The organism is Streptomyces sp. NBC_00203, from assembly GCF_045206325.1.
In the GTDB taxonomy this organism is placed as follows: domain Bacteria; phylum Actinomycetota; class Actinomycetes; order Streptomycetales; family Streptomycetaceae; genus Streptomyces; species Streptomyces lutosisoli.
Genome location: NZ_CP108126.1, coordinates 8,676,532 through 8,698,785 on the forward strand (window position 1 = coordinate 8,676,532; position 22,254 = coordinate 8,698,785).

Annotated in this window: 19 protein-coding genes and 5 pseudogenes; 11 read left to right on the top strand and 13 right to left on the bottom strand. The window is 68.2% G+C overall.

Annotated features, from left to right (window positions below; all coding sequences use genetic code 11):
- Window positions 1–1,720: 1,720 nt before the first annotated feature.
- From OG975_RS38525 to OG975_RS38545, 5 genes and pseudogenes are all read left to right on the top strand, one after another.
- Entirely contained in the window at window positions 1,721–2,347 is a 627-nt protein-coding gene (locus OG975_RS38525; RefSeq protein ID WP_406334127.1) for a transposase, read from the top strand.
- A 14-nt stretch (window positions 2,348–2,361) separates the two neighbouring features.
- On the top strand, window positions 2,362–2,847 hold the full coding sequence (locus OG975_RS38530) for a transposase (protein WP_406334128.1): 486 nt from the start codon (window positions 2,362–2,364) through the stop codon (window positions 2,845–2,847).
- 13 nt (window positions 2,848–2,860) lie between these two features.
- Window positions 2,861–2,959 (top strand): annotated as a pseudogene (locus OG975_RS38535) (3-oxoadipate enol-lactone hydrolase); the annotation flags it as partial.
- Between the two features lie 237 nt (window positions 2,960–3,196).
- Window positions 3,197–3,352, top strand: a pseudogene (locus tag OG975_RS38540) (transposase); the annotation flags it as partial.
- Window positions 3,353–3,491: 139 nt separating this feature from the next.
- The gene (locus OG975_RS38545; RefSeq protein ID WP_406334129.1) at window positions 3,492–4,928 is read left to right on the top strand and encodes an FG-GAP repeat protein; all 1,437 of its coding nucleotides are present in this window, start codon (window positions 3,492–3,494) and stop codon (window positions 4,926–4,928) included.
- A gap of 62 nt (window positions 4,929–4,990) precedes the next feature.
- Here OG975_RS38545 and OG975_RS38550 read toward each other — a convergent pair whose 3' ends face one another.
- On the bottom strand, window positions 4,991–5,155 hold the full coding sequence (locus tag OG975_RS38550; protein WP_406336802.1) for a hypothetical protein: 165 nt from the start codon (window positions 5,153–5,155) through the stop codon (window positions 4,991–4,993).
- 443 nt (window positions 5,156–5,598) lie between these two features.
- On the bottom strand, window positions 5,599–5,976 hold the full coding sequence (locus OG975_RS38555; RefSeq protein WP_406334130.1) for a hypothetical protein: 378 nt from the start codon (window positions 5,974–5,976) through the stop codon (window positions 5,599–5,601).
- A gap of 1,146 nt (window positions 5,977–7,122) precedes the next feature.
- Here OG975_RS38555 and OG975_RS38560 point away from each other — a divergent pair.
- Window positions 7,123–7,332: a DUF6243 family protein gene (locus OG975_RS38560; RefSeq protein ID WP_075032920.1), complete on the top strand. Its 210-nt coding sequence runs from the start codon at window positions 7,123–7,125 to the stop codon at window positions 7,330–7,332.
- 369 nt (window positions 7,333–7,701) lie between these two features.
- Here OG975_RS38560 and OG975_RS38565 read toward each other — a convergent pair whose 3' ends face one another.
- The 3 genes and pseudogenes from OG975_RS38565 to OG975_RS38575 all read right to left on the bottom strand — a co-directional run bounded on the left by OG975_RS38565 (window position 7,702) and on the right by OG975_RS38575 (window position 10,099).
- Window positions 7,702–8,361, bottom strand: a complete 660-nt coding sequence (locus OG975_RS38565; protein WP_406336666.1) for an NADPH-dependent F420 reductase — start codon at window positions 8,359–8,361, stop codon at window positions 7,702–7,704.
- A 78-nt stretch (window positions 8,362–8,439) separates the two neighbouring features.
- The gene (locus tag OG975_RS38570) at window positions 8,440–9,375 is read right to left on the bottom strand and encodes an SDR family oxidoreductase (protein WP_406334131.1); all 936 of its coding nucleotides are present in this window, start codon (window positions 9,373–9,375) and stop codon (window positions 8,440–8,442) included.
- 91 nt (window positions 9,376–9,466) lie between these two features.
- Window positions 9,467–10,099: pseudogene (locus tag OG975_RS38575) on the bottom strand (NADPH-dependent F420 reductase).
- A 180-nt stretch (window positions 10,100–10,279) separates the two neighbouring features.
- Here OG975_RS38575 and OG975_RS38580 point away from each other — a divergent pair.
- The gene (locus OG975_RS38580) at window positions 10,280–11,191 is read left to right on the top strand and encodes a LysR family transcriptional regulator (protein ID WP_406334132.1); all 912 of its coding nucleotides are present in this window, start codon (window positions 10,280–10,282) and stop codon (window positions 11,189–11,191) included.
- A 649-nt stretch (window positions 11,192–11,840) separates the two neighbouring features.
- On the opposite strand, the gene OG975_RS38585 is transcribed toward OG975_RS38580, so the two are convergent.
- A complete protein-coding gene (locus OG975_RS38585) occupies window positions 11,841–12,452 on the bottom strand; it encodes a TetR/AcrR family transcriptional regulator (protein WP_406334133.1) in 612 nt (203 codons plus the stop codon).
- A gap of 144 nt (window positions 12,453–12,596) precedes the next feature.
- Here OG975_RS38585 and OG975_RS38590 point away from each other — a divergent pair, with 144 nt between their 5' ends.
- On the top strand, window positions 12,597–13,331 hold the full coding sequence (locus tag OG975_RS38590; RefSeq protein WP_030354521.1) for an SDR family NAD(P)-dependent oxidoreductase: 735 nt from the start codon (window positions 12,597–12,599) through the stop codon (window positions 13,329–13,331).
- 33 nt (window positions 13,332–13,364) lie between these two features.
- Window positions 13,365–13,988, top strand: coding sequence for an NADPH-dependent F420 reductase (locus OG975_RS38595; protein WP_406334134.1), 624 nt, complete (start codon window positions 13,365–13,367; stop codon window positions 13,986–13,988).
- Between the two features lie 501 nt (window positions 13,989–14,489).
- Here OG975_RS38595 and OG975_RS38600 read toward each other — a convergent pair.
- The 6 genes from OG975_RS38600 to OG975_RS38625 form a co-directional block, all read right to left on the bottom strand.
- A complete protein-coding gene (locus OG975_RS38600) occupies window positions 14,490–14,936 on the bottom strand; it encodes a hypothetical protein (RefSeq protein ID WP_406334136.1) in 447 nt (148 codons plus the stop codon).
- Between the two features lie 114 nt (window positions 14,937–15,050).
- Window positions 15,051–15,857, bottom strand: a complete 807-nt coding sequence (locus OG975_RS38605; RefSeq protein WP_406334138.1) for an ABC transporter permease — start codon at window positions 15,855–15,857, stop codon at window positions 15,051–15,053.
- Entirely contained in the window at window positions 15,854–16,594 is a 741-nt protein-coding gene (locus tag OG975_RS38610; RefSeq protein ID WP_330310343.1) for an ABC transporter ATP-binding protein, read from the bottom strand. Before OG975_RS38610 ends, OG975_RS38605 begins: the two co-directional genes overlap by 4 nt.
- A gap of 7 nt (window positions 16,595–16,601) precedes the next feature.
- The gene (locus OG975_RS38615) at window positions 16,602–17,798 is read right to left on the bottom strand and encodes a hypothetical protein (RefSeq protein ID WP_406334139.1); all 1,197 of its coding nucleotides are present in this window, start codon (window positions 17,796–17,798) and stop codon (window positions 16,602–16,604) included.
- 26 nt (window positions 17,799–17,824) lie between these two features.
- Window positions 17,825–18,463, bottom strand: coding sequence for a flavin reductase family protein (locus OG975_RS38620; RefSeq protein WP_406334141.1), 639 nt, complete (start codon window positions 18,461–18,463; stop codon window positions 17,825–17,827).
- A 55-nt stretch (window positions 18,464–18,518) separates the two neighbouring features.
- Complete coding sequence (locus OG975_RS38625; RefSeq protein ID WP_406334142.1) at window positions 18,519–19,610, bottom strand: DUF1989 domain-containing protein; 1,092 nt, start codon at window positions 19,608–19,610, stop codon at window positions 18,519–18,521.
- A 196-nt stretch (window positions 19,611–19,806) separates the two neighbouring features.
- Between OG975_RS38625 and OG975_RS38630 the strand changes: the two genes are divergently transcribed.
- Window positions 19,807–20,499, top strand: a complete 693-nt coding sequence (locus OG975_RS38630) for a GntR family transcriptional regulator (protein ID WP_406334143.1) — start codon at window positions 19,807–19,809, stop codon at window positions 20,497–20,499.
- A gap of 329 nt (window positions 20,500–20,828) precedes the next feature.
- Window positions 20,829–20,930 (top strand): annotated as a pseudogene (locus OG975_RS38635) (IS5/IS1182 family transposase); the annotation flags it as partial.
- A gap of 24 nt (window positions 20,931–20,954) precedes the next feature.
- Here OG975_RS38635 and OG975_RS38640 read toward each other — a convergent pair.
- Window positions 20,955–22,186, bottom strand: a pseudogene (locus OG975_RS38640) (IS110 family transposase).
- Between the last annotated feature and the right edge of the window lie 68 nt (window positions 22,187–22,254).

A 22,254-nucleotide genomic window follows, 5' to 3' on the forward strand; every position in this document is an offset into this window, starting at 1 on the left:
CGCGACACGGTGCAGGACTCCACGTACGGGTCCGCCAGATCCTTCCGCGGTTCCATGACCTGCCTGCGGTTGAGCCGACCCTGACTCAGGGGCGTCGTGTGTGTGGTGAACGGCTGATGGTCTGCGCGCCCCCGCGATCGGATCGGCCCGGCCAGGGCCGTCGCAGCACACCGCCCGGGAGAGCACCCGGCGCCAGGGCGAGCCGGTGCGTGGCCCGGTGCACGGGAGAGGGCCGCGAGGGCGGTCGGCTCCCGGCGAAGGCATTTGGAAGGGCGAGGACGAGGGACCGATTGCAGGTCAATCTCGCCAGTCAGGGTGACCAGCGCCCGGTTGTCCGCGTCGTGCCGGCAGACGTTCAGGATCGGTGGGATACCCATGGGCAGGGTGCCTCGGTTCACGAGACCGTACCGGGTACGCGGTACGGTCGTATGGTCGTGCAGGCAGGTGAATGACCGATCCAGCAGCCGCTGTTCCGGAGCGTAGGACCCAGCCGGTTACCTCGGGGATGCGCGCGGCGGGCGGACGGGTGATCCGCTCTCCGCAGGCATGTGGGCCAAGCAGTGGTGGCCCGCCGGGGTCTGGGACGTCCGTACGCAGCATAGTCCCGGGGCCGGTCTCCTGGTTGGTCCGGAGAGGGGCACCACGATGTATACACGGCGGTGATCGGGCGGCTCCCATGCCGTGCCGGGGCGCTGATCGCAGGTGAAACACCGTCAGCCGGGCAGTCGTGTCGTTGTACCGTCCGCTCCGGCGAAGAAGCCTCACCTACCCCCGCGCTCAGCGGGAGAGATCTCCCGGTACTGCCTGAACGCGAGCCGTGGTTCCTCGGTCTGCGCGTTGGTGTCCGGTTCCTGCCGGGCGGTAAGTATCCACAGGATCGATGCCGGTCCTCCGGATCGCGGGAAATTCCTGACTTCAGCGGGGTCCGGCGAAGCGGAAGGCGGAATGCGCCGCCCGGGTGATCCGGAGCGGCATGGCTTACGCCGTGCTGTCGGTCAACGCCCGGCTACCTCCCTTGTCAACGCAGTCTCGACAAGCGGGAGTTCCACGAGCTGGGCAGGGGCCGCTGGGGCGAACGGAGCCTCGGCGGGAGCGTTCACCGGGTCGGCCGATGGCGCCGGCAGGATGCGGTCCTCCCACCAGGACAGGCCCATCACGGCGGCGAGCAGGACGAAGGGGGTCGAAGCCGGAACCGCGTGAACTGAGTCGTGATGCGTCGGCAGTAGCTGGCGAGGCTGTGGGCGGAAACCGAACGCCCCACCGGTGCCAGCGTTCCAGTCCGGGAAATCTGATCGTTCCCCGCTCGGCCGACGGCCGCTCCTCGGCGCGAACTGGGCAGCCGGTGTGGCGCGCCGCTCGGCTGTCCGTCAATGCCGGTCATGGGTGGACGAGGAGTCAACTCATCGTTATCCCGTCCAGAGCAGGTTCAGTACCGGTTCGGACGAAGCCTCCCGCGAGCGGTCGGGGCATGCGGTTGTGCTGGGGGCAGTGGGACGGTTGCGTAGCACCGTTCGGGGCGGGGTCTGACTCATGACATCTTTGATCAAAGTGTTTTGTCACGGACATTTCGACTGCCGTTGCGGGTGGTGCCTGCTGTCACCGAGCCGCAGGGCGTGTCCCAATAGGGGCCTTGCTGTCTTTCAGGCGCCATCACGGTTCAGACCGCCCGACCGGCAGGTGCCAGCCACCCAGCACATCACCACGCGGGAGGCGGACCGGCATGACGACCAGACAGCGCAGCATCTCTTCCACCAGCACGGATCCGCCCGCGTGGGGCGAGGTCGTCCTGGGCGTGGACACGCACGGCGAGGTTCATGTCGCCGCAGTGGTCTGCCCACTGGGCCAGATCCTGGGCACCAAGTCCTTTCCGGCCACGGCGGTCGGCTACCGTCGGCTGCTCGCCTGGGCCCGCAAGTCGGGAGTAGTGCGGCGGGCCGGGGTGGAGGGCACCGGTACTTTCGGAGCGGGCCTGTCGCGCTACCTGCTGGCGCAGCATGTCGTGGTGTTCGAGGTGAACCGGCCCGACCGCTCGGCCCGCCGTCTGCTCGGGAAGTCTGACCCGCTCGATGCGCAGGCTGCTGCGCGGGCCGTGCTCAGCGGTCGCGCCCGGGCGCGGGCGAAAACTGGCGACGGTCCGGTGCAGAGTGCTCGGATGTTCAAACTCGCCAAGGATTCCGCGGTCAAGGCCCGTACCCAGGCGATCAACCAGCTCAAGGCCGTCCTGGTCATCGCCGACCCCGCCCTGCGGGAACGACTCTCCAGCCTGGGCTCCGCGAACTGTTCCGCACCTGCGCGGGCCTCAGCCCGCGCGAGGGCGGGGCCGGCGGGGGCGATGAGGACACCGTAGCTGAGGCCACTCTCATGACGCTGAACCTGCTGGCGCAGCGCATCGAGCAGCTCCCCGGGCAGATCGATGAGCTGAATCAGCGACTGACCGGGCTCGTTGAACGCCATGCACCGCAGCTGCTCGCGCCGGTGGGTATCGGCCCGGACTCCGCAGCCACGCTCCTGATCACCATGGGCGACAATCCCGAGCGGCTGAGCACCGAGGCGTCTTTCGCCGCGCTGTGCGGAGTCAGCCCCATCGAGTACTCCTCGGGCGGTCGGAGCTCGCGCCGGCTTAACCACGGCGGCGACCGGCAGGCGAACGCCGCTCTGCACCGCATCGTGTCCACCTGGCTGCGCCACGACCCGCGCACCCAGGCGTACTACGAACGCCGCACCCAGGAGGGCAAGACCCGGCGTGAGATCATCCGGTGCCTCAAGCGATATGCCGCCCGCGAGGTCTTCAACCTGGTCAAGACGGTCTCTACCGACCCCCGTTATAGGGGCGTCTGTGACAGATGAGAGGGCCAGGCGGGTGAGTGAGCCACCGATGAACACCCTGCAATACCGCTTTGACGGGCCAGAAGACGCTCCTGTCCTGATCTTGGGTCCCTCACTGGGTACCGAATGGCACAGGTAGGCAGAACCGTCTTCTGGCGTCCATGTGGTCCAGGGCGATGCTGTTTGTGCAAGTGGGGGCTTTGCGGTCCCGGTGCATCGATGGTGTTCGTGACAGGCGCGTGACAGAACAGGCGATGCAGAACCCCCGCTGGCTCGCCCCCAGCCGGGGGTTCTGTCGCGTACTGAGTCGGGCGCCTCGGCGAGCTCGTCAAAGTGGTGGCACGCGTGGAGCTCGACGATGAAGGCGTAAGGCATTGAGTCCTCACAGCGACTAGGCCGACACCGCTGGGTCGTCGAACGCGCTGTCTCCTGGCTTTCAGGATGCCGACGGCTCCACCGACGCTACGAACGCGAACCCGTGCACTTCCTCGCCTGCACTGCCATCGCGGCAACCCTCATATGCCACCGCCGCATCACGAAACGAAATGACGTCCAAGGCGTGTTCACCAGGCGGCCGCCTTTGCACAACCCTTTGTACGCCGCGTGAGTCACATCCCCGGAAGCCCTTCCCTCTCATTTCCCCCTTCGACTACGGGAGTTCCACCGTGCGTGTACGTACCCTGGCCGCCACCGCCGCCGTAGCGGCACTCACCGCCGCCGGTCTGACCCTGCCGCTGGCAGGAAGCGCCGCGGCTGTCACGACTGCGCCGTTCGACTTCAACGGCGACGGATACGCGGACATCGCGGTCGGCATGCCCAACGCCACGGTTGACGGCAAGGCCAAGGCCGGCTACGTCAGCGTGATCTATGGCGGCCCGCAGAGCCCGAGCCAGTCCACCGGCGTCATCAGCCAGGCCGAGGCCGGCATACCCGGCACGCCCGAGGCCGGCGACCGTTTCGGCTCCTCCGTGGCACCCGTCGACGTGAACGGCGATGGTGTCTTCGAGCTCGTCGTCGGCGCGAGCGGCGAGTCGCTCACCTCCGAGCAGCTCAAGGACGAGGGCACCATCACTGTCCTGGACGGCTCGGAGTGGAACGTCAAGGGCACCACCGTGGCCAGGGGCGCGTCCGAGTTCAGCAGCATCGGCCGCACCATCGCCACGGGCGACTACGACGGCGACGGCGACACCGACCTCGCGTACGGCGAGAACGGCGAGGAGGGCGGCGCGCTCCGGTTCCGCCCGGGCCCGCTCACCGCCGACCCGGTGACCACCACCACCCTGCGCAGCTACGGCATGGGCGGCAGCACCCGTGACCTGGTCACCGGCGACTTTGACGGCGACGGCCGGGACGACCTCGCCACCACCTGGCAGGCCACGGAGGACTCCGGCACCTTCATCACCCGCTGGGACGACCAGGCCAAGCCCGCCCAGTGGTGGGCCGACGCCGACCGCGGCAGCGCGCTCGCCGCCGCCGACTTCGACCGGGACGGCACGGACGACCTCGCGGTCGGGCTCGTACAGCCCAACCCCGAGTCCGAGACCACGCATTGCGAGGACCGGCTCGGCGGTGCGGTGCTCCTGCTCAAGGGCTCGAAGACCGCGCTCTTCGGCACCGAGAACGAGTGCATCACACAGTCCACCCCGGAGGTCGGCGGCGCCGCCGAGGAGGGCGACGACTTCGGCGCCGCGCTGTCCGCCGACGACCTGAACGGCGACAGCCGTCCGGAACTGGTGGTCGGCGTGCCCGGCGAGGACGTGGGCACCGTGAAAGACGCGGGCGGATACGTCACCATGAACGGCACGGAGCACGGCCCCTACGGCGGTCTGGCCCGCAGCCAGAGCACCCCGAACATGCCCGGCACGGCCGAGGCCGGCGACCGCTTCGGCGCCCAGGTGGCCGTCGGCGACTACAACCGCGACGGACTGTGGGACACCGCGGTGAGCGCGCCCGGGGAGAACGCCGGTGAACCCAGGTCGGGTGGCGTCTGGTTCGCGCCGAGCAGCACCGAGGAGACGTACCCGCTGGGCAAGTCGCTGACCCCGTTCGGCTTCGCGCTGCCCAACGGGGCCATCAAGTACGGCGAAGTGCTGGGGCTTTAGACATCCGCCTGCCCAGCTCGAAATGAAATGACGTCTGAAGCACCGTGTGGGCGGCAGATTCTTCAGCGATCGCCGCAGCCAACTCCTGCGGAGGCCGGGGTGTAGCGGACGCCGTGCAGGGCGAGCGGGATCGGCGCCACGACGATCAGGGCGTTGAAGATGTTGGGCCGGGGCTGGTGTTGGAGTGCGCGTACGACAGTGTGGAGCCGGGTGAGTTTGGCTGGCACCGGGATAGGGGTGAGTTCGGTGAGGCGTCAGGCTGGGATGTCGATCAGCTTGATTTCGTCGCCCCGGTCGCTGCGTTATCAGTGGAGCTGTTGCGTGTGGGTGGCCTTCCCGGATTTGCGTGGGGAGTGGACGAGTGAGCTTCAGTTCACCGAGTGCGGGCCAGCATGAGACCTAAGCTTTGCGGGGCCTGCGCGCTGATCTCGTGGGTGCTGTCTTTCCAGATCCCGTCGGGGCACCCATGGCTGACCCAGTCGAGGACGTCTTGCTGACGCGCGTCCCGGGTGGGGCACCAGGTTGAGCGGCCCGAACTCGTCTATGCAGAAGGCGACTTCGGGCTCGGCTTCCTCGGGTATGACGTCGCCGTCGGCGATCGCGCGCCGCCCGAAGCAGCACCGACACGGCGCGTCACATTACAACAGTGCAAACGGTGCCTGATGCGACACTAGTTCGTCGGCGTAGCGGCGTTCAGGAGTTCCTGCACGGTGCCAGCGTCCTTGCCGTACGCCTCCTCCTCCAGCCCTCCGGGCTCACCCGTCTCGCTGGTGGATTCGGTCCTGCTCGCGGTCTCACCTGTGGTGACTGTACCCGCGACCTCGCCGTCGCCGACCGTCCCGTTGTCATAGGGCATCGCGTTCAAGGTGGCGTTCCACTTGCCGTCGTCACCCTTCACCAGCAGAGCGATGTACTTGTGCCCCTTCTCGTAGCGGGGCTCACCCTTCCAGGCGAACTTCCTCTCGCTGTCCCCCTCCCACCACCATCCGAGGAGTTCAGCATCGTAGGTCTCGGGTGCAGCGTCGGCATCTGGCCTGGACCAGAGCACCGTGCGCCTGACGCGGCCCGGTACCGGCAACGCGACGCGTCATAGGTCCGGAGGGGGAACGGGCATGTCCAGTTCGGTCATGTCGAGTACGTCGCCTGCTCCGCTGTGGGGCGACCCGCAAGGACTACTACAAGCGCCGGATCAAGGAGGGCAAGACCCGGCGCGAAATCGCCTATTGCCTCAAACGCTACGCCGCTCGCGAGGTCTTCCACCTGGTCAAACAGCCACAGCCAGGACCCCGCTCATAGGGGCTGTCGTGACAGATGAGAGGGTCAGGCGGGTGAGTGAGACACCACCGAACACCCTGCAATACCGCTTTGACGGGCCAGAAGACGCTCCTGTCCTGATCTTGGGTCCCTCACTGGGTACCACATGGCACAGGTAGGCGGAACCGTCTCTTGGCGTCCACGTGGTCCAGATCGACGCCGTTCACGCAGTTGGGGCCTTTGTGGTCCAGGTGCATCTACGGTGTTGGTGACAGCGACGTGACACGTGATGCTCACTGAGGCCCCTGCCGGGCAGGTGCTGGCAGAGGGCCTCAGAGTTCGTCAGCGGCGATGTCCGCTCGGTACTGATGCGGCGTCTGCGAGCGCCTCGAGTCCCCGCAGCGAGCGGCTCCGCTGGTTGGCCACCTGCTGTGAACCGGCCCGCATGCCCACGCGTTGGTGCCCTGCCTCGTGACGCCACGGCCGTGGGAGGCCGCACCGGTCGTGAAGCAACCTGAACCAAGTGTCGACCTCCGTGCCGCATAACGATCGGCAGGGCGACGACGGGTCTGCGGAGCAGGCGGCGTGCTGGACATGGTCGATCTGGACATGCCCGTTCCCCTTCCGGATCGATGACGTGTCGCGTTGCCGGTACTGGGCCGCTCTGGCGGGGATCCGTGATGTGAGGGGGCACGGTCCCTTAGCTGACTGGAAGGAAACGGCTGACCCCGGGTGCTCGCCGAAGGTCCGGCCGACTCCGGGACGGCGAATAACTTGGTGTGCGGGGTCGACGGAACCGGGTAACGTCTTGGTCATGTTCTTCCAGACGCCGATTTACGAGTGAGAGCGTGATGGGCCCTTGCTGACGTCCTTCGACGTCGCCGCGCCCATCCCCCACCGATGAATCCGTAGGTCACTTCACATCATTTCGGGAGAACCCGTGAGCAAGAACATCAATAACCCTGTGGGCATGGGCGGCGGCCAGCGCAAGAAGTTGTCCCGCGCCGAGCGGCAGAACAACGGTCCGCACCGCAACCTCGACCGCCAGGGTGCCGCCGACCAGAAGGCGGAGCTGGTGCGCAAGATGCGCGAGAAGGTAGGCGCAGCTGAGGGCGCCGGGCAGACGAGCGACGACACCGCCCAGAGTTGACGCACCGCCGCCGCAGGGCGGCACCGCATGGGGCAGGGCCCGGACCGCGACGCGCGGTCCGGGCCCTGCTGCCCTACCGGGCGCGGCCGGTCCCGCTCAGCTCTCAGCCGAGCACCCGCGTCTCAGCCGACCACCCGGGGCAGCCGGGGATTCAGCAGCGCCAACACGAATCTGCGCGGGCAGTTGGCTGCCCAGGGAGCAGTCCGCGACCTGACCCAGCGACGTCGAACCTGACTCCGCGCGACGAGACGCAGGGGCAAACCCTTCGCTGGATTCGACGCCTTGCGTGCGAAATATGCCCCCGCCCGGTATCCCCCGGGCGGGGGCATGGCACGGCCGGAACACATCACGGTCCGCGATAATTGACGGTTACCGCGTTGCGGTGGCCAGGGCCGCGCGGATGGCGTCCTCGCCGACCGGCTGGCCCTTCTCGTTCGAGTACGGCCCGTACGGTGTTCCCCACGCCGGCGTGCCCGTCGCCTGCCGCCAGCTGTCGGCCAGCGTTCCCGCGTCTACCACGCTGTAGCCGATGGAGTCGATGAATTCGGTCACCGCCGCCTTCGCCGGTGCGGAGTACCCGGCGATCGGCAGGTAGGAGCGGTCGGCCGCCCCTGCCGGGCGGGCGAGTGACAGCAGGTGCTTGAAGAGGATGTTGTTGAAGGCCTTTACGAGCAGGGCGTCCGGGACGTACCGCAGAAGCAGCTCGCTCGAGGTGAGGGACTTGCTGTCGAGCTCGGGGATGTGCCCGTCACGCTCGGCGCCGTAGTTGCAGGTGTCGATGACCGTCTTCCCGGCCAGTGGCGCGGCGGGCACGTGGGGGAAGGCGCTGACCGGCACCGTGACCACGACAATGTCACCGGCCGCCGCGGCCTCTTCGCTCGTCGCCGCGGACGCCCGCGGCCCCAGTTCCTCGACCGTGTCCACGAGTGTTTCGGGACCGCGCGAGTTGCTGAGCACCACCTGGTGCCCGGCCCCGACAGCGAGTCGCGCGAGGGTCCTGCCGATGCTTCCGCTTCCGATGAATCCCACAGTCGTCATAATCTCAACGTCCTTCAGAAGAGCCGAACTTGCCGGTTGCCGGGCTCGTTACGATCCGGGTTCCCGCCGTCAGCCGGCGGGGAAGTAATGGCCGTTGTCCAGATCGGCGAGCAGGCCGGGCCGGGCGGGTTCCCAGCCGAGGGTCCGGCGGGTGATGAGGTTGGACGCCGGGTAGCTCTGCGTGACGATATTCGTGAGGAACCCGAAGTACCCCGGCGTCATCAGGGCATCGTTGGGAACGCTCACGGCGGGCAGGCCCAGGCGGCTGGCGATGGCCTCGGCGATGTCGCGGAACGGGATGCCCCCGTCCTCGACCGCGTGCCAGTATTTGCCGGCCGGCCCCTTCTCCAGCGCCAGGCGGAACAAGGTGGCGGCATCGCGGATGTGCACGGCGTTCCACAGGTTCGCGCCGTCGCCGTGGTAGCCGACGAACCCCTTTTCCTTCGCGAGCGCGATCAGCGTGGGGAGGAAGCCGGCACGATCGGTCGTGCTGTGCGCGATGTTGGCGATCCGCACGACCGAAGACCGCACCCCCTGCTCGGCGAGGTCCACAACGGCCCTTTCCACGACGTTGCGGACCCGCAGGGTGCCCTTGTGCTCATCGCCGGCGGGGAGGGCCGGGTCCTCCTCGGTGGCCGGCCGCTCCAGGTTCCCGGGCGAGCCGATGCTTCCCGCCGTGACCAGCGGCTTTCCGGTTCCCGCGAGTGCCTCGCCGTACGCGAGCATGATCGGGAGCTCCGCGGCGGCCACGGCGTCGAGCCCGCCGGAGGGCAGCAGATCCTGCCTGTGGGCGACGTGGATGACGCCATCGGAGCCCGAGGCTGCCTCCTTGAGCCCGTCGAGATCCTGAAGGTCGCCGCGACGCACCTTCGCGCCGAGCGCGGACAGGGCCGCCGCGGAAGCGTCCGACCGGGCCAGGCCGGTGACCTCGTGCCCGGCGGCGATGAGCTCGGGGATGATGTACGAACCGGAATGGCCGGTCCCCCCAGTGACGAATACGCGCATCTAACTGTCCTTGTGAGGGTAGGTGAAGGGTCTTCCCGTGCCGTAAGTGAATTGGCGTAATGCGGCACGAGAGGTAGTGGTAGAGGTGCGCTCAGCCGAGAAGGGTGATGCCGAGGGAGAAATTGGTGTGCTTGACGGAGTGGTTCATGAGGCCCAGCTCCAGCAGGCCGACGTTCTCCAGTGCCCGCGCCATGAACAGTTCCCCGGTGTCCCAGGGGCGCAGCCCCAGGCTCTCGACGAACGCCTACACGCGTGCCTTCGCCTGCGCGTCGTCGCCGGCGATGAACACGTCCAGAGGGCGGTCCTCGGCCGGGCCGGCCGCCAGAACGTGGGAGAACACAGTGTTGAACGCCTTGACGACATGCGCGTCGTCGGGAGCCGCCTTGGCGATCTCCTGTGCGCCGGAACTGTCGTCGGGGACGACGAAGCCCTGCAGGTCGGGGGCTACGGGGTTGGTGATGTCAACGATGATCTTGCCGCGCAGTGCGTCCCCGTACTCCCTCACCACCGCCGCCGCGCCGACGTACGGCGCGGCGAGAATCACGATGTCCCCGTTCGGGGCGGCCCCGGCCGTCCCGACGGGGGCGCCGCCGAGCGTGGCGGCCAATTCCTTGGCCTTGGCCTGGTCGCGGCCGATGATCTCGACGGCGTTACCGCCGGCGAGCGCCCGGCCGGCCAAAGCACGGGCCATGTTTCCCAGTCCGATAATGCTGATGCTGCTCATCGGTGTTCCTGCTTTCCGGGCTTTGGCTCTGCTGTCAAATTCCAGTGTCGAATTCTTGTGCCGAATTCACTTCGACGCCCTTAAGCGCCTGTTTTTCATGCTGCCATCGGGTCTGAGTGGCGTCCAAGACCTATTGAAGCCGTGGTGATACCCTGGAGGTATCACCGGGCTGGGGATTCTATGGATCTGGATCTGCGCAAACTGCGTTACTTCGTCACCGTGGCCGACCGGCTGCATTTCGGCCGCGCCGCCGATGAGCTTCACATCGCGCAGCCGGTGCTCAGCCGGCAGATCCGCGCGCTCGAGCAGGATCTCGGCGCCTCGCTGTTCACCAGGGATCGCCACGGCGTAGAGCTGACAGATGCGGGCCGGCAACTGCTGGCCGACGCCGGTCCGCTGCTCGCCTCAACCCACGCGGTCCGCCGCCGGGTGTCCGCGGCCGCCAGCGGCAAGCGGCGGCTGATGGTCGGTTTCCGGGCCGGCATTGCAGTCATCCCGGCGGCCCGTGCGTTCGAGGACCGGCACCTGGACGTGGTTGTGGACGTTCAGCGGATCGAAGGGGACGACCAGGCTGCGATGCTGCTCGACGGCCGCATCGACGTCGGCTATGTGCGGCTGCCCATCGACGAGGCCGGCCTGCGCGTCACCCCGCTGTACACCGAGCCGCGGGTAGCGGTACTGCCCGCCGGACACCGGTTTGCCAGCAAGGAGGAGGTCACCGAGGCCGACCTGGCCGGCGAACCGCTGGTCTGGCACGGTGACCCGAGCACGCAGCCCACCAAGCGCCCGCTCCCCAATGCCGGGTACCGGGTGCGCGGGGTGGACGAGACGCTCGAGCATGTCGCGGCTGGACGGGGCATCTCCTTCCTGGCCCGTTCGGCGTCCGTGTTCTACTCGCATCCGGACGTCGTCTATGTGCCCATCCCGGATCTGGCGCCCGACCAGGTGTGCCTCGCGGTGGCGGCATCGCACACCTCGCCGGTAGTAGATGACTTCGTCACTGCGGCTCAGTCGACGGCCGAGATCACGGCGGAATGTGGGAACTACGAGATGTGGCAGCTTGGAGGCGATGTCGTCTCAAGGCACGCTTGAGTAGTTCGACTGACCCCCGTTCATCAGGCGCTGGAGAGTGAAATGGCCTGACGGAGTGGTGCTGTTGCGGCTGACCTCTGAGCCGGTTCCGTTCTTCGGCCAGCAGTTGTCTGAGGGGGCTCCGAAGCACCTGAGACCGTCTGGAAGTACGTGCTGCGGACGCGGCTCAAGTCGGCTGATCGCCGTGTCGTCGTAGCGGAGCCGTTCGCCGGCGGTCTGCCGTTCGTGGTGTCGGGAGTCGGTCCGTGGGATCCAGAACCCGACGGCGGGTTTCAGCCGGACGTGTTGGCTGCCCGCCTGTTGGCCTTCGTTTCGGGCCGGCGTGGCCCAGATGGGCCACCCGCATCTTCAGAATCTCCCAGCTGCGTACGAGTTCTTCATGCGCCACCGCGTACGGACTTATGTGATCAGCCGTCTGTTCGAGCCGGCGGCGCGTCAGCGTCCTGGGCCGGGATGACGGCCTCGAACTCCTGAAGTCCTCGGGGGTCGCCGGTCTCCCCGGCGGCTTCTGCTGTGGCCTTCAGCAGGCGGGCGGCCAGTTCCGTAAAAGCCAGCAGGTCCGGGCCAGGTGCCGGGCGGCTGGTGTCGCGTACCAGCGGGTGCAGCCGCGCGACCGGCAGCGCGCCCAGCCCGGCCGCGGAGTGCCGACTTAACTTGACACTTCCTCCCGTCGCCGGTCATCGCTGGCTGTGGCGGGGATGGCGTTGTCGATGAGGACGGCGGCGATGGCGGCGGCGGTGGGGAAGGCGTCGGCGTTGAGGACCCGGGTGCGGGCCGCGGCGCCGTCGATGAGCAGCGCGAGCTGCTCGCCGAGCTGTTCAGGGTCGGCGGCGCCGGCTTCGCGGGCGGTGTCGGCGAGCCGCGCGGCGACGGCTTTCTTGTAGTCGCGTGCGTACTGGGACGCGGGGTGTTCGGGGTCGTGGAGTTCGACGGCGGCGGCGATGTAGGGGCACAGGGGGGTGGTGGGGGGGACGTCGAAGGCGGCGAGGAGCCGTTCGCGGGGCGTGAGGTCGGTGCGGTCGAACACGCCGGACAGAACGGAGGGGTCGAACCGGCGCAGGTACTCGGCGACGAGTTCGTCCTTGCCGGCGAAGTGCTGGTAGGCCGTGCGCTTGGACACCTCGGCCGCCGCGCAGAGCTGGTCCATGCCGGTGCGGTTGATGCCCTGCTCGCGGAACAGCTGCTGGGACGCGCCGAGGATGCGCTCGCGGGCGCCCCGGCCGCGGCGGCGGCCCGTGGGGCCCTTCTCCAACTCCGTCATGGGTCCATGGTACTCGAGCTGGGTAACGACCGGTGTACATAGTTTGCGTCCCGGCCATCCGCCCCGTACCGTAAGCACACAGGACGGTGTACTTAACGCCGTCGCCCCAGGTACACCCGGCACCACCGACCCAAGGGAACGACTATGGGAAAGCTCGACGGCAAGGTAGCGGTCATCACCGGCGGCACCACCGGCATGGCGCTGGCCGGCGCGAAGCTGTTCGTCGACGAGGGAGCGCACGTCTTCATCACCGGCCGTCGCCAGGACGCCCTGGACGAGGCCGTGAAGCAGATCGGCCGCAACGTCACCGGCGTCCAGGGCGACGCCGCCGACCTGGACGACCTGGACCGCCTGTACGACACCGTCAAGCGGGAGAAGGGAAGCCTCGACGTGCTGTGGGCCAGCGCCGGAGGGGGCGAGCCCGCCCCGCTCGGCGAGATCACCGAGGCCCACTTCGACGCCGCGTTCTACCTCAACGCCCGCGGCACCCTGTTCACCGTCCAGAAGGCCCTCCCGCTCTTCAACGACGGCGGCTCCATCCTCATGACCGGCTCCAACGCCTCCCTCGGCGCCTTCCCCGGCTGGAGCGTCTACGCCGGCAGCAAGGCCGTCCAGCAGGCCTGGGCCCGCGTCTGGCTCAACGAGCTCAAGGACCGCCGCATCCGCGTCAACGTCCTGACCCCCGGCCAGGTCGCCACCGCCAAGCAGGAAGAACTCTTCGACGAGGCCACCAAGCGCCAGTTCGAGTCCCTCATCCCCCGCGGGCAGATGGGCCGCCCCGACGAAATCGCCACCGCCGCCCTCTTCCTCGCCTCGGACGACTCCAGCTACGTCAACGGCATGGAACTCGTCGCCGACGGCGGCACCACCGCCATCTGAACCGGACAACACACAACCAGGGCAGGGCATCTCATGAGCAACATCAGCATCATCGGCACCGGGAACATGGCCCGCACCATCGGCGCGCGGGCGGTAGCGGGCGGCAACACCGTCGAGGTCATGGGCCGCGATCAGTCCAAGGCCGCTGACCTGGCCAAGGCTCTCGGCGGCGGCGCCACGACGGGAGAATGGGGCACCGCCCCGGCCGGGGACATCGTCATCGTGGCCCTGTTGTACGACGGTGTCGTGCCGGTCGTCGCCCAGTACGGAGACGCTCTCGCGGGCAAGGTCATCGTCGACATCAGCAACCCTTTCAATTCCACGTTCGACGGGCTGGCCCACCGCGAGGAGACCTCGATCGCGCAGGAAGTCGCCAAGGCGGCCCCGGCCGGCGCCAGCGTGGTGAAGGCGTTCAACACCGTCTTCCGCCATGTCCTGGAGAAGGGTCGGCCCGACGTCTTCATCGCTGGTGATAGTGCGCAGGCCAAGGCAAGTGTGGAGGCGTTCATCGAGAGCCTCGGGCTGCGCCCGCTGGACGTCGGCGGCCTGAAAATGGCGCACTGGCTGGAAGGAGCGGGCGTGGTCACGGTGGGCCTCGCCAACCACGGGGTGGGGAACTTGGACTTCGCCCTCAGCATCACCGAACTTCCCGTCTGAGTAAACGGTTGACGGATCACCGAAAGGACTCGCCAAGTGAGCCCGTGGCGAGTCGGTGGGGTAGCGGTCCTGCACGTCCTTCTCGAAGGCGAAGAACACTTCCGTCAGGTCGATGACCGCTCCGTCCAGCCGTGCTTCGGCCGCCTCCAGCCCCCGGGCCGCCAGGCAGCCGTCGGTGAACTCGGCAAGCAGCCTGATCACGCGTGTGTAGGTCTGGCTGTTCGTCAAGGCCGGTAGCCCGGTGGTGGGCGATCCAGGCATGCGCCAACTGGGCGACCAACTGCGAGCACCGATAGTTCCCCGGGCGGATCACGCGCCGCATGGCCGTGCCCTTGGGATTGGTGTAGATCAGCTCACGCGTCTCGATCCGGGACACCTGCCCGCCCCGCTCAAGCGGCTTCGCCGCCTGGCGGGACCTGCGTTCTCCTCGTCTGGGCATCAGACCGCCTGCCGTTCTGCCAGACGGCTCGCGTAGTCGGCGTAGGTCTTGTTCTGGTCGTTTCACTCCGCGATCGTCCTCGCAACCAGCAGGTTCGTCCGCCGGATGTAGCGCAGAGACCGCATCGTGGAGCTGGCGTGCAGGTGTCCGAGCAGCCGCTGAACGATCAGCAGGGCGTTGAGGTTGGCGTGTTCGGCCAGCAAAGCATCCTGTCCGCCTTCGGCGATCTTCTCGGCGAGGTCGGACAGGATCATCTTGGTCAGGATTTCCAGCGTGATCACGGCGTTCGCCGCCTTCTCTGGCAGCATCTCGACCGCGCACCGCCGGGCATCAAACCCGCCCTCACCAACGTGGCGAAAGGCCCAACTGGCCCCCGGCGGCCGGCCGGTGTAGCGCACCGACGCGGCGACAAGGAGCCCGGCATCGGTACGGTCGGCCGGCTGTCCCGCAGATATCGGGTCCGCGGGTGTCGGGTCCTTCTCACGCGCCCGGGTTGCCACCTCGGCCACCTCACATCCTGAACGTTCATGAACGTGCCGGTCGCGCGAAAAGACACGCGCGTCGGGCAGTCCATCCGGAGCGCCGGCCTCCGCCAACGAGGACGCGGCCTTCCGGGTGACCCTTCACCGCGTGGCGTCGTACCACCGCCCCACGCACCGCCGGGTCAGCAGCCCGAACCCGGTGAAGACCGCCACCCCGAGCAGCGACGCCACGAGGACCGAGGCGAACAGTTCCGGGGCCTGGGCGCGGGCCTGGTAGCGGCTGATCAGGGCGCCGATCCCGGGCTCGCCCTGCCGGAAGAAGAAGTCGGCCACGATCGCGCCGACCACCGCGAGCCCCGCGGAGATCCGTACGCCCGCGAAGATCGCCGGCAGGGCCGCACGCAGTTTCAGCTGGGTGAGCACGACCCACCTCGACGCCCCCTGCAGGGCGAACAGTTCGCGCTGCGCGCGCTCCACCGACCGCAGCCCGAACAGCGTGTTGGACACCATCGGGAACAGCGCGATCAGTACGCAGACGACGACCCGCGCGAAGAAGTCGAAGCCGAACCAGAAGCCGATCAGCGGCACGAGCGCGAGCACTGGGATGCACTGCAGCATCACCGCGTACGGGAACAGCGATCGCTCCACCCACCCGGCGTGGTTCATCGCGATCGCCCACACCACGCCGATGACGACCGCCGCCGCGAGCCCGGTGAACGCCACCTGCGCCGTGCTCAACAGCCCGTCCCCTATCTCGCGGCGCACATCGGCGTCGAGGAACGCCTCGGTGACCACGGTGTGCGGCGCGGGCATCAGGAAACGCCGGGCCGGGTCGAGTACGACGTACGTGATGAGGTACCAGACGCCGACGATCCCGGCTGCGACGAGTAGCGGCGGCCCCGCTTTGCCCAACTGCCGCCGGACCGCTGCCGATTGAGACTTCTTCATGCCGCGTACCCCTCCCGCAGTGAGGTGCTGATGCGTTCCGAAAGCGCCCCGAACTCGGCCGTGAACCGCAGGCCCGGATCCCGCTCGATCCCGAACGGCACGTCGACGGTGTCGACCACCCGGCCAGGACGCCCTGACATGACGATCACTCGGGTCGACAGATAGAGCGCCTCGCTGACCGAGTGGGTGACGAACACCCCGGCGAACCGCATCTCGGCGAACAGCCGAAGGACCTCCTCGCCAAGGCGCTGCCGCGTCAATTCGTCGAGCGCGCCGAAGGGTTCGTCGAAGAGGAACAGGTCGGGTTCGAGGGTCAGCGAGCGCGCCAGCGAGACCCGCATCCGCATGCCGCCGGAGAGCTGGTGCGGCAGATGGTCCTCGAACCCGTCGAGACCGACCGTCGCCAGGGCCGCGCGCGCCCGCTCCCTGCGGGCCGGCTTACCGGCCCCCGTGAGCCGGGGGAAGAGCGCCACGTTGTCGAGCACGCTCAGCCAGGGCAGCAGGGTCGCCTCCTGGAATACGTAACCGAGGCGTTTGGCGTCGACGATCGCCTCGCCCTCGCTGGCCCGCCCGAGTCCGGAGGCGATCCGCAGCAGCGACGACTTGCCGCAGCCCGACGGTCCCACCACGGCGACGAACTCGCCGCGCCGCACTTGGAGATCGACGGACTCCAGGGCCGTGGTACCGCCGGGGTAGGTGAGCCCGACGCCGCGGAAGTCGAGCATGAGATCCGACATCGTCACGTCACCCCTTCTTGCTCTCTGCAAGCCCGATGGACGGGTCCAGGAATTGGTTGGTGGCCACGTCCTGCGCCTTCAGACCGTCGGCCGGCGCGGTGCCGTTGCGGGTCAGGATCGGGGTGGTGATGTCGAGGATCTTCCGCACCCGCGCCTGGTCGAAGTCGCCGATGGTGCGGTCGTCGCCGTTGCTGACGATGCCCTCCGCGAGCTGCCGCTTCGCGGAGTCGGCGGCCTGCCCCTTCGTGTAGACCCAGCCGGTGTCGAAGGCATCGACAGCCTTGACGATCAGCTTGTTCACCGGGGCGGGGTCGGCGAAGTAGTCAACAGTCGACTGCTGCACGACGGGGATCAACTTCTTCAGGCACTTCGATTGCGCGGTCACGTCCTTGCTGCGTACGGACAGCGCCACGGCGTACAGCGGATACCCGGTGTCATTGATCAACTGGTGGGCGACCGGCTTGTCCCACTCCTTCAGGTCGTGCTCGTAGAGATACGGCTCCACGGTGGCGAAGCCCTGTTGGGCGTCCTTGCCGCCGGCCGCGAGGAAGGCCGCGGGCGAACCGTCGTAGCTGCCGTCGATCTGGTCACGGCGCAGGATGCCCTTGCCGAGGAGGTAGTCCATCCAGGTCGCGCCGTCGAAGTACCGCACGGTCGCGTCCGTCTTCCCAAGGTCCTTGATCGTTTTGACCTTTGGATACTTCTTCGGGTCCCACATGATCATCCAGGGAGCCTTGTCGAAGGTGGCGAAGACCTGGGTGACGGGCTTGTCCGCGGAGTTCTGCACGGCCTCGTCGGTGTTGACCCAGCCGAGCATGATGTCGGGGTCGGTGTACATCTGCACCGGCACCGGCTGGTTGCCGATCGCCGGGCCGCCCGCCCGTATCTCCACGTCGACACCGGTCCAGGAGCCGCCCGCGAAGAGCGGCCCCCGCACCTGCTTGGCGGAGGAGTCGATGACCGGGTCGGGCCCGAGCAGCTTGTACAGGCCGCCCTGCTCGGCCTGTGGGTTCCAGTCGGTCTGGATGACCACCTTCTTCGGGCAGACACGGGACAGATCGGTGGAGCCGACCTTGTACTTGTCCGCGCTGCCGAGGCCGTCGGACCCGGCGCCCGAGCCGGAACCGCAGGCCGCGGTGAGGAACAACAGCGCGGCGGCACAGAGCGTTGCGGGGCGAACGGCGTGAACGGGGCGAACCGTCATCCTGGTGACTCCTTCGGTGGGCCGGGTCACAGCGAGTCGATCTCGGTGCGGTGGGCGGGCGGGGCTCCGGCGCCGTCGCCGTCCCGTGAACTCAGGGCGAAACGGTCGCGGCTGGTGACGTAGAAACTCGCGCCGAACCGCCCCACCGGGTGGTAGTCGGTGAGCCGTACGTGCCAACGCTCCGGGTCGATCAGCCCTTCGCGGGCCCACAGGTGCTCGATGCGGCCGAAGTAGATGTCCCGGCTCGCCGTCTGCAGGCGCTCGTGCAGGGTGCACTCCAGGGCGACCGGTGCCTCGGCGATCCGCGGCGGCGCGACCTGGGTGCTGGGGGCGGCGGTGAGGCCGACGTGGCGCAGTTCGTCGACCTCGGGCGGGTGGGCGAAACCGCAGTCGTGCATCTGCTGCGCGAGTGCCTCGTCGACGAGATGGACCACGAACTCACCGGTCGCGTCAATGTTGATCGCGGTGTCCTTGCGAGCACCCCCCACCCGCCGGTCGAGGCTGATCATCACCAGCGGTGGCTCCTCGCCGACCATGGCGAACATGCTGAAGGGCGCCGCATTGACCACCCCGTCAACGCTGACGGTGGTGACGAACGCGATCGGCCGCGGGACGATGAGACCGGCCATGAGCTTGTAGCGCTCGTAGGCACTCAACTCGCCCATGACGACGTGTGTTTCACGTGTGGGAACAGATGAGGTGGGCACGGATACGGTCCGCTCAGCCATGGCTCGCCACCCACCACGACAGGAGTACGTCGCGCAGGGCCCCCGCGTCGTCGGTGTACAGATCGGACCGACGCACGGAATCCAGCGCCGCCAGCTCCCCCTCGCCGAGTTCGACCGCGAGCTCCACCGTCCGGACTGGAGTGCGCGGGAAGTCGGGCACATAGGCAGGGTCGCGCTCCAGGCTCCGCTCGGCGCGGATGTGCGGTTGCCGGAACTGGTCCGGGGTGCGCTGGGTGTCGTACGCGAGGACCTCGGGCGTCGCATCGATCTCGGCCCGCGACGCGGTGGACAGGACGGCGAGCACCGGGGAGAGCGTGTAGTTGCTGGTGCTCATGATGTCGTTGCCGCAGATGTTGGGGACGGCGAGGACGTCCATCAGGGCGAGCAGTTCGACGTGGTCGCCGGGGGCGGTTCGCTGGCGCACGATCTCGGCCTGCCCGTCGACGACCCGGGTCGCCATGAAGAGGTTGAACGAGTCGTGCACGTCGTCGGGGGTGAGCCCGTACTCGCGCTGCGCCTCGGCCTGGATGTCGGCGCAATTGGTGTGCTCGGCGAAGCCGTGCATGGAGGCGTACATGGTGGCGCTGCACCGTGGGAAGAGCGTGTCGTTCAGGTCCGCGGTGTCGGTGAGCAGGTACATCATGGCGCGCTCGCGCGGCGGCGCGGACCACAGGAAGTCGCCCTGCCCCGGGTGGAGTCCGTGCAGCGTACGAGTACGTCCTACGTGCATGGCCTCGCGATAGTCGTGCAGGTTGAACGCGTTGAGGTCGACACATTGATTGCCGTACAGCTGCTCAATGCGCAACACGTGTCCGGCCGGTACCTCGATGGCTTTGCCTGTACCGGGGGCGATCTCCCAGCGGGCCACTTCCTTGCGTTCACCCGGGGGCTCCTGGGTGAGTCCGTCGAACCAGCGCCAGGGGCGTCCGGTGATCCGGGGATGCGGCCGCTTCCGTATCCCCGCGGCCGACTCGGCCAGCGCGAGCCGCACCAAGTCGGCGCGGGAGACGGCCTCTTGGGCCGTGACGGAGGCGTCGACGAGTTCGAGCTGCTGGTCGGTCAGGCTGAGCACCACGTGCGGCATCCGGACTCCTTGCTGCGCTGTCCGCGCTGTTGCGCTGCCGGAACCGGCCGCGCTGTTTCTGTATACTGAAACTATGATTTCCGTATACGAACAGCAGAACGTTGCGCCCGGATCACCGCTTGATTTCCGCCAGGTTGCCAGTCTGCATGGGAGGTTCGGAATGCTTTTCCGTATACACAACGGCTAGAGTCACTCCATGCATCCCTCAGCCGACCGCCCCGCGCAGCGCGCCGAAGCAGCCTTTGTGAGCCTGCGTACAGCCATCGTCGAAGCGGCGCTGCCGCCCGGCATGAAGCTGCCCGAGGACACCCTGGCCGCGCAGTACGGCGTCAGCAGGACACTGGTGCGGGCCGTGCTTGCCCGGCTCGTCGCGGCCGGGCTCGTCGACTCGGGCAAGGCGAAGTCCGCGACGGTGGCGAGCCCGAGCGCCGAGGACGCCAAGGCGGTGTTCGAGATGCGACGCTGTCTGGAGCAGGAGGCGATCCGGCTCGTGGCGACGCAGTGGGACCCTGCGGCGTCATCAGCGCTGCGCGAGCACGTACGGGCCGAGCGGGACGCGACGAACCGCCGCGACCACCGCCTCTCCGGCCGCCTCGCCGCCGAATTCCACGTAAAACTGGGCGAGTTCAGCGGGAACCCGCTCCTGGAGCGCTATCTCACCGAGGTCGTCTGGCGCTGCGCCCTGATCCTTTCGATCTACGGCCATCCGCACGACCAGATCCAGTCCATCACCGAACACGAGGAACTCATCGACCTGTTGGACGAGGGGGACGCCGAGCGCGCGGGCCGGCTTGCGTTCCAGCACATCGCGGCGGTGGAGGAGCGGGCACTCGCGCGGACGGCACAGACGGAGGCCCCGGATCTCAGCGCGATCCTGAGCCGGTATTGAGCCGGCTGCGATCACGGCCTCCAGGGCACCTCCGGGCGCCGAGGCGGAACTGTACCGCGGCGTCGGCTACGGGCGAGCCCTGTGGCGGGCGGCGATGCACTGCTGCTGCCGGCGCGCAAGACCATCCTCGAAGAGCTGCAGATCGAGGCCGATGCCGCCCCTCCGGACGGTGCGCCGGCCCGGGACGCTGAGCGCAGGCAGTGGGCGGTGAACATCGACTCGACCTCCTGCCGGGCACATCAGCACGCGGCCGGGGCACCGCGCCGGCCCCCGGCCGACTACCCGGAAAAGGGGGCGGGGCGCGTGAGGAAGCCGATGGCCGCGAGGCGCTGGGACGCTCACGGGGCGGGCTGACGAGCAAGGTTCATCTGCTGTCCGACGACCGGGCTCGCCCGCTGACCTGGCAGACTTCACCCGGCCGGCGCGGCGACAAGACACCCCATGCAGCTTTCGGGTCAAGCAGCTGCCGAGAGTGGAGCTGGGGCGGAGGTGCTGAAGGCGATCGCTTCGTCGAACTTCTGGCGGTTGGTAAGGCAGCGGTGGAGCTGGCCGAGCATGCGGTTGAACAGATTGCGGAGGGCCGCGTGGTAGTGGTCGCCGGTGTCCCGTCGGCGGTTGTAGTGGTCGTGTGCGCCGGGGGAGGCGGTCAGCGCGGCGAATGCCCAGTGCCGGCCAGTCGGTTGTTCTTGATCCGGCGGTGGGCGACGTGGCGGATCTTGCCGGACTGGCGGGTCACGGGTGCGCTTCCGGCACAGGCCTTCAGATTGCTGGCGTGGGTGAACCGGGCGCGGTCGTCGCCGATCTCGGCGAGAATCCGTGCGCCAGTGAGCGTGGCCAGGCCGGGAAAGCTCGTGATGATCTCCGCGTCGGGATGCTGCAGGAACAGCTCTTCTGCGTCGGATGCCAGGTCGTCGCATGCCTGGCAGGCTGCGGCGAGCTGGGCAAGGAGGGCGAGCGTCTGCCGTCCCATCGCCTGCTCGACCAGGGCGGGTTGGCGAAGCCGGCTCTGGCGGAACACCTGAAGCAGCCGGTCGGTCTCGGCGTCGATGCGGCGTTGACGTCCGGCTCTGGTGACGGCGGTCCGCAGCCGTCCGCGGGACAGTCGGGTGGCCTCAGCCGGAGTGGGCGCGATCGACAGGATCGTGCGGGCCTCCCGGGACAGCAGCCGCTCGCGCTTCGCTGCGAACACCTCGAGGATCGCGGGGTAGTACTCGCGCAGGTGTGATCGGAGCCGGTTGTGAGCGCGGGTGCGGTCCCAGACCGAATCCTGCTGAGCCCTGGCGAGGACGGCAATTGCCCTGACCAGGTCCGAGTCGGTCGGCAGCGAGCGGTGGAACTCGGTGTCCGTGCGCAGGATGTTCGCCAGGACAACCGCGTCCTGGTGGTCGGACTTCTTCCGGGAGACGGTATGCCGGTCACGGTATCGGGCCACGGCCATCGGATTGATGGCATAGACCCGGCGTCCGGAGGCCCGCAGGCAGGCGACCAGGAGTCCGCGGGAGGTCTCGATCGCCACCGGGACGGGATCGTCCGGGCTGTCACCGTGCTCGGCGAGCAGATGCAGCAGGCCCTGGAAGCCCGCCGCGTCATCGCTGATCCTGAGTTTGCCGAGCAGCCGGGCATCGGAGTCGACCACCGCGACATCGTGGTGGTCCTCAGCCCAGTCAATTCCGCAGGTTGCGTGCACGACGCGCTCCTTTCAGGGCTTCGCTGCCCATCGGCATCAAGCCGCGGCAGGGCCACCCGGCGACCTAA

Bases quoted from the DNA above. Each gene is read 5' to 3' on its own strand.
- OG975_RS38525 (WP_406334127.1), top strand. From the start codon at position 1,721: ATGACGACCAGACAGCGCAGCATCTCTTCCACCAGCACGGATCCGCCC.
- OG975_RS38530 (WP_406334128.1), top strand. From the start codon at position 2,362: ATGACGCTGAACCTGCTGGCGCAGCGCATCGAGCAGCTCCCCGGGCAG.
- OG975_RS38570 (WP_406334131.1), bottom strand. From the start codon at position 9,375: ATGCGCGTATTCGTCACTGGGGGGACCGGCCATTCCGGTTCGTACATC.
- OG975_RS38580 (WP_406334132.1), top strand. From the start codon at position 10,280: ATGGATCTGGATCTGCGCAAACTGCGTTACTTCGTCACCGTGGCCGAC.
- OG975_RS38585 (WP_406334133.1), bottom strand. From the start codon at position 12,452: ATGACGGAGTTGGAGAAGGGCCCCACGGGCCGCCGCCGCGGCCGGGGC.
- OG975_RS38590 (WP_030354521.1), top strand. From the start codon at position 12,597: ATGGGAAAGCTCGACGGCAAGGTAGCGGTCATCACCGGCGGCACCACC.
- OG975_RS38595 (WP_406334134.1), top strand. From the start codon at position 13,365: ATGAGCAACATCAGCATCATCGGCACCGGGAACATGGCCCGCACCATC.
- OG975_RS38605 (WP_406334138.1), bottom strand. From the start codon at position 15,857: ATGAAGAAGTCTCAATCGGCAGCGGTCCGGCGGCAGTTGGGCAAAGCG.
- OG975_RS38610 (WP_330310343.1), bottom strand. From the start codon at position 16,594: ATGTCGGATCTCATGCTCGACTTCCGCGGCGTCGGGCTCACCTACCCC.
- OG975_RS38615 (WP_406334139.1), bottom strand. From the start codon at position 17,798: ATGACGGTTCGCCCCGTTCACGCCGTTCGCCCCGCAACGCTCTGTGCC.
- OG975_RS38620 (WP_406334141.1), bottom strand. From the start codon at position 18,463: ATGGGCGAGTTGAGTGCCTACGAGCGCTACAAGCTCATGGCCGGTCTC.
- OG975_RS38625 (WP_406334142.1), bottom strand. From the start codon at position 19,610: ATGCCGCACGTGGTGCTCAGCCTGACCGACCAGCAGCTCGAACTCGTC.
- OG975_RS38630 (WP_406334143.1), top strand. From the start codon at position 19,807: ATGCATCCCTCAGCCGACCGCCCCGCGCAGCGCGCCGAAGCAGCCTTT.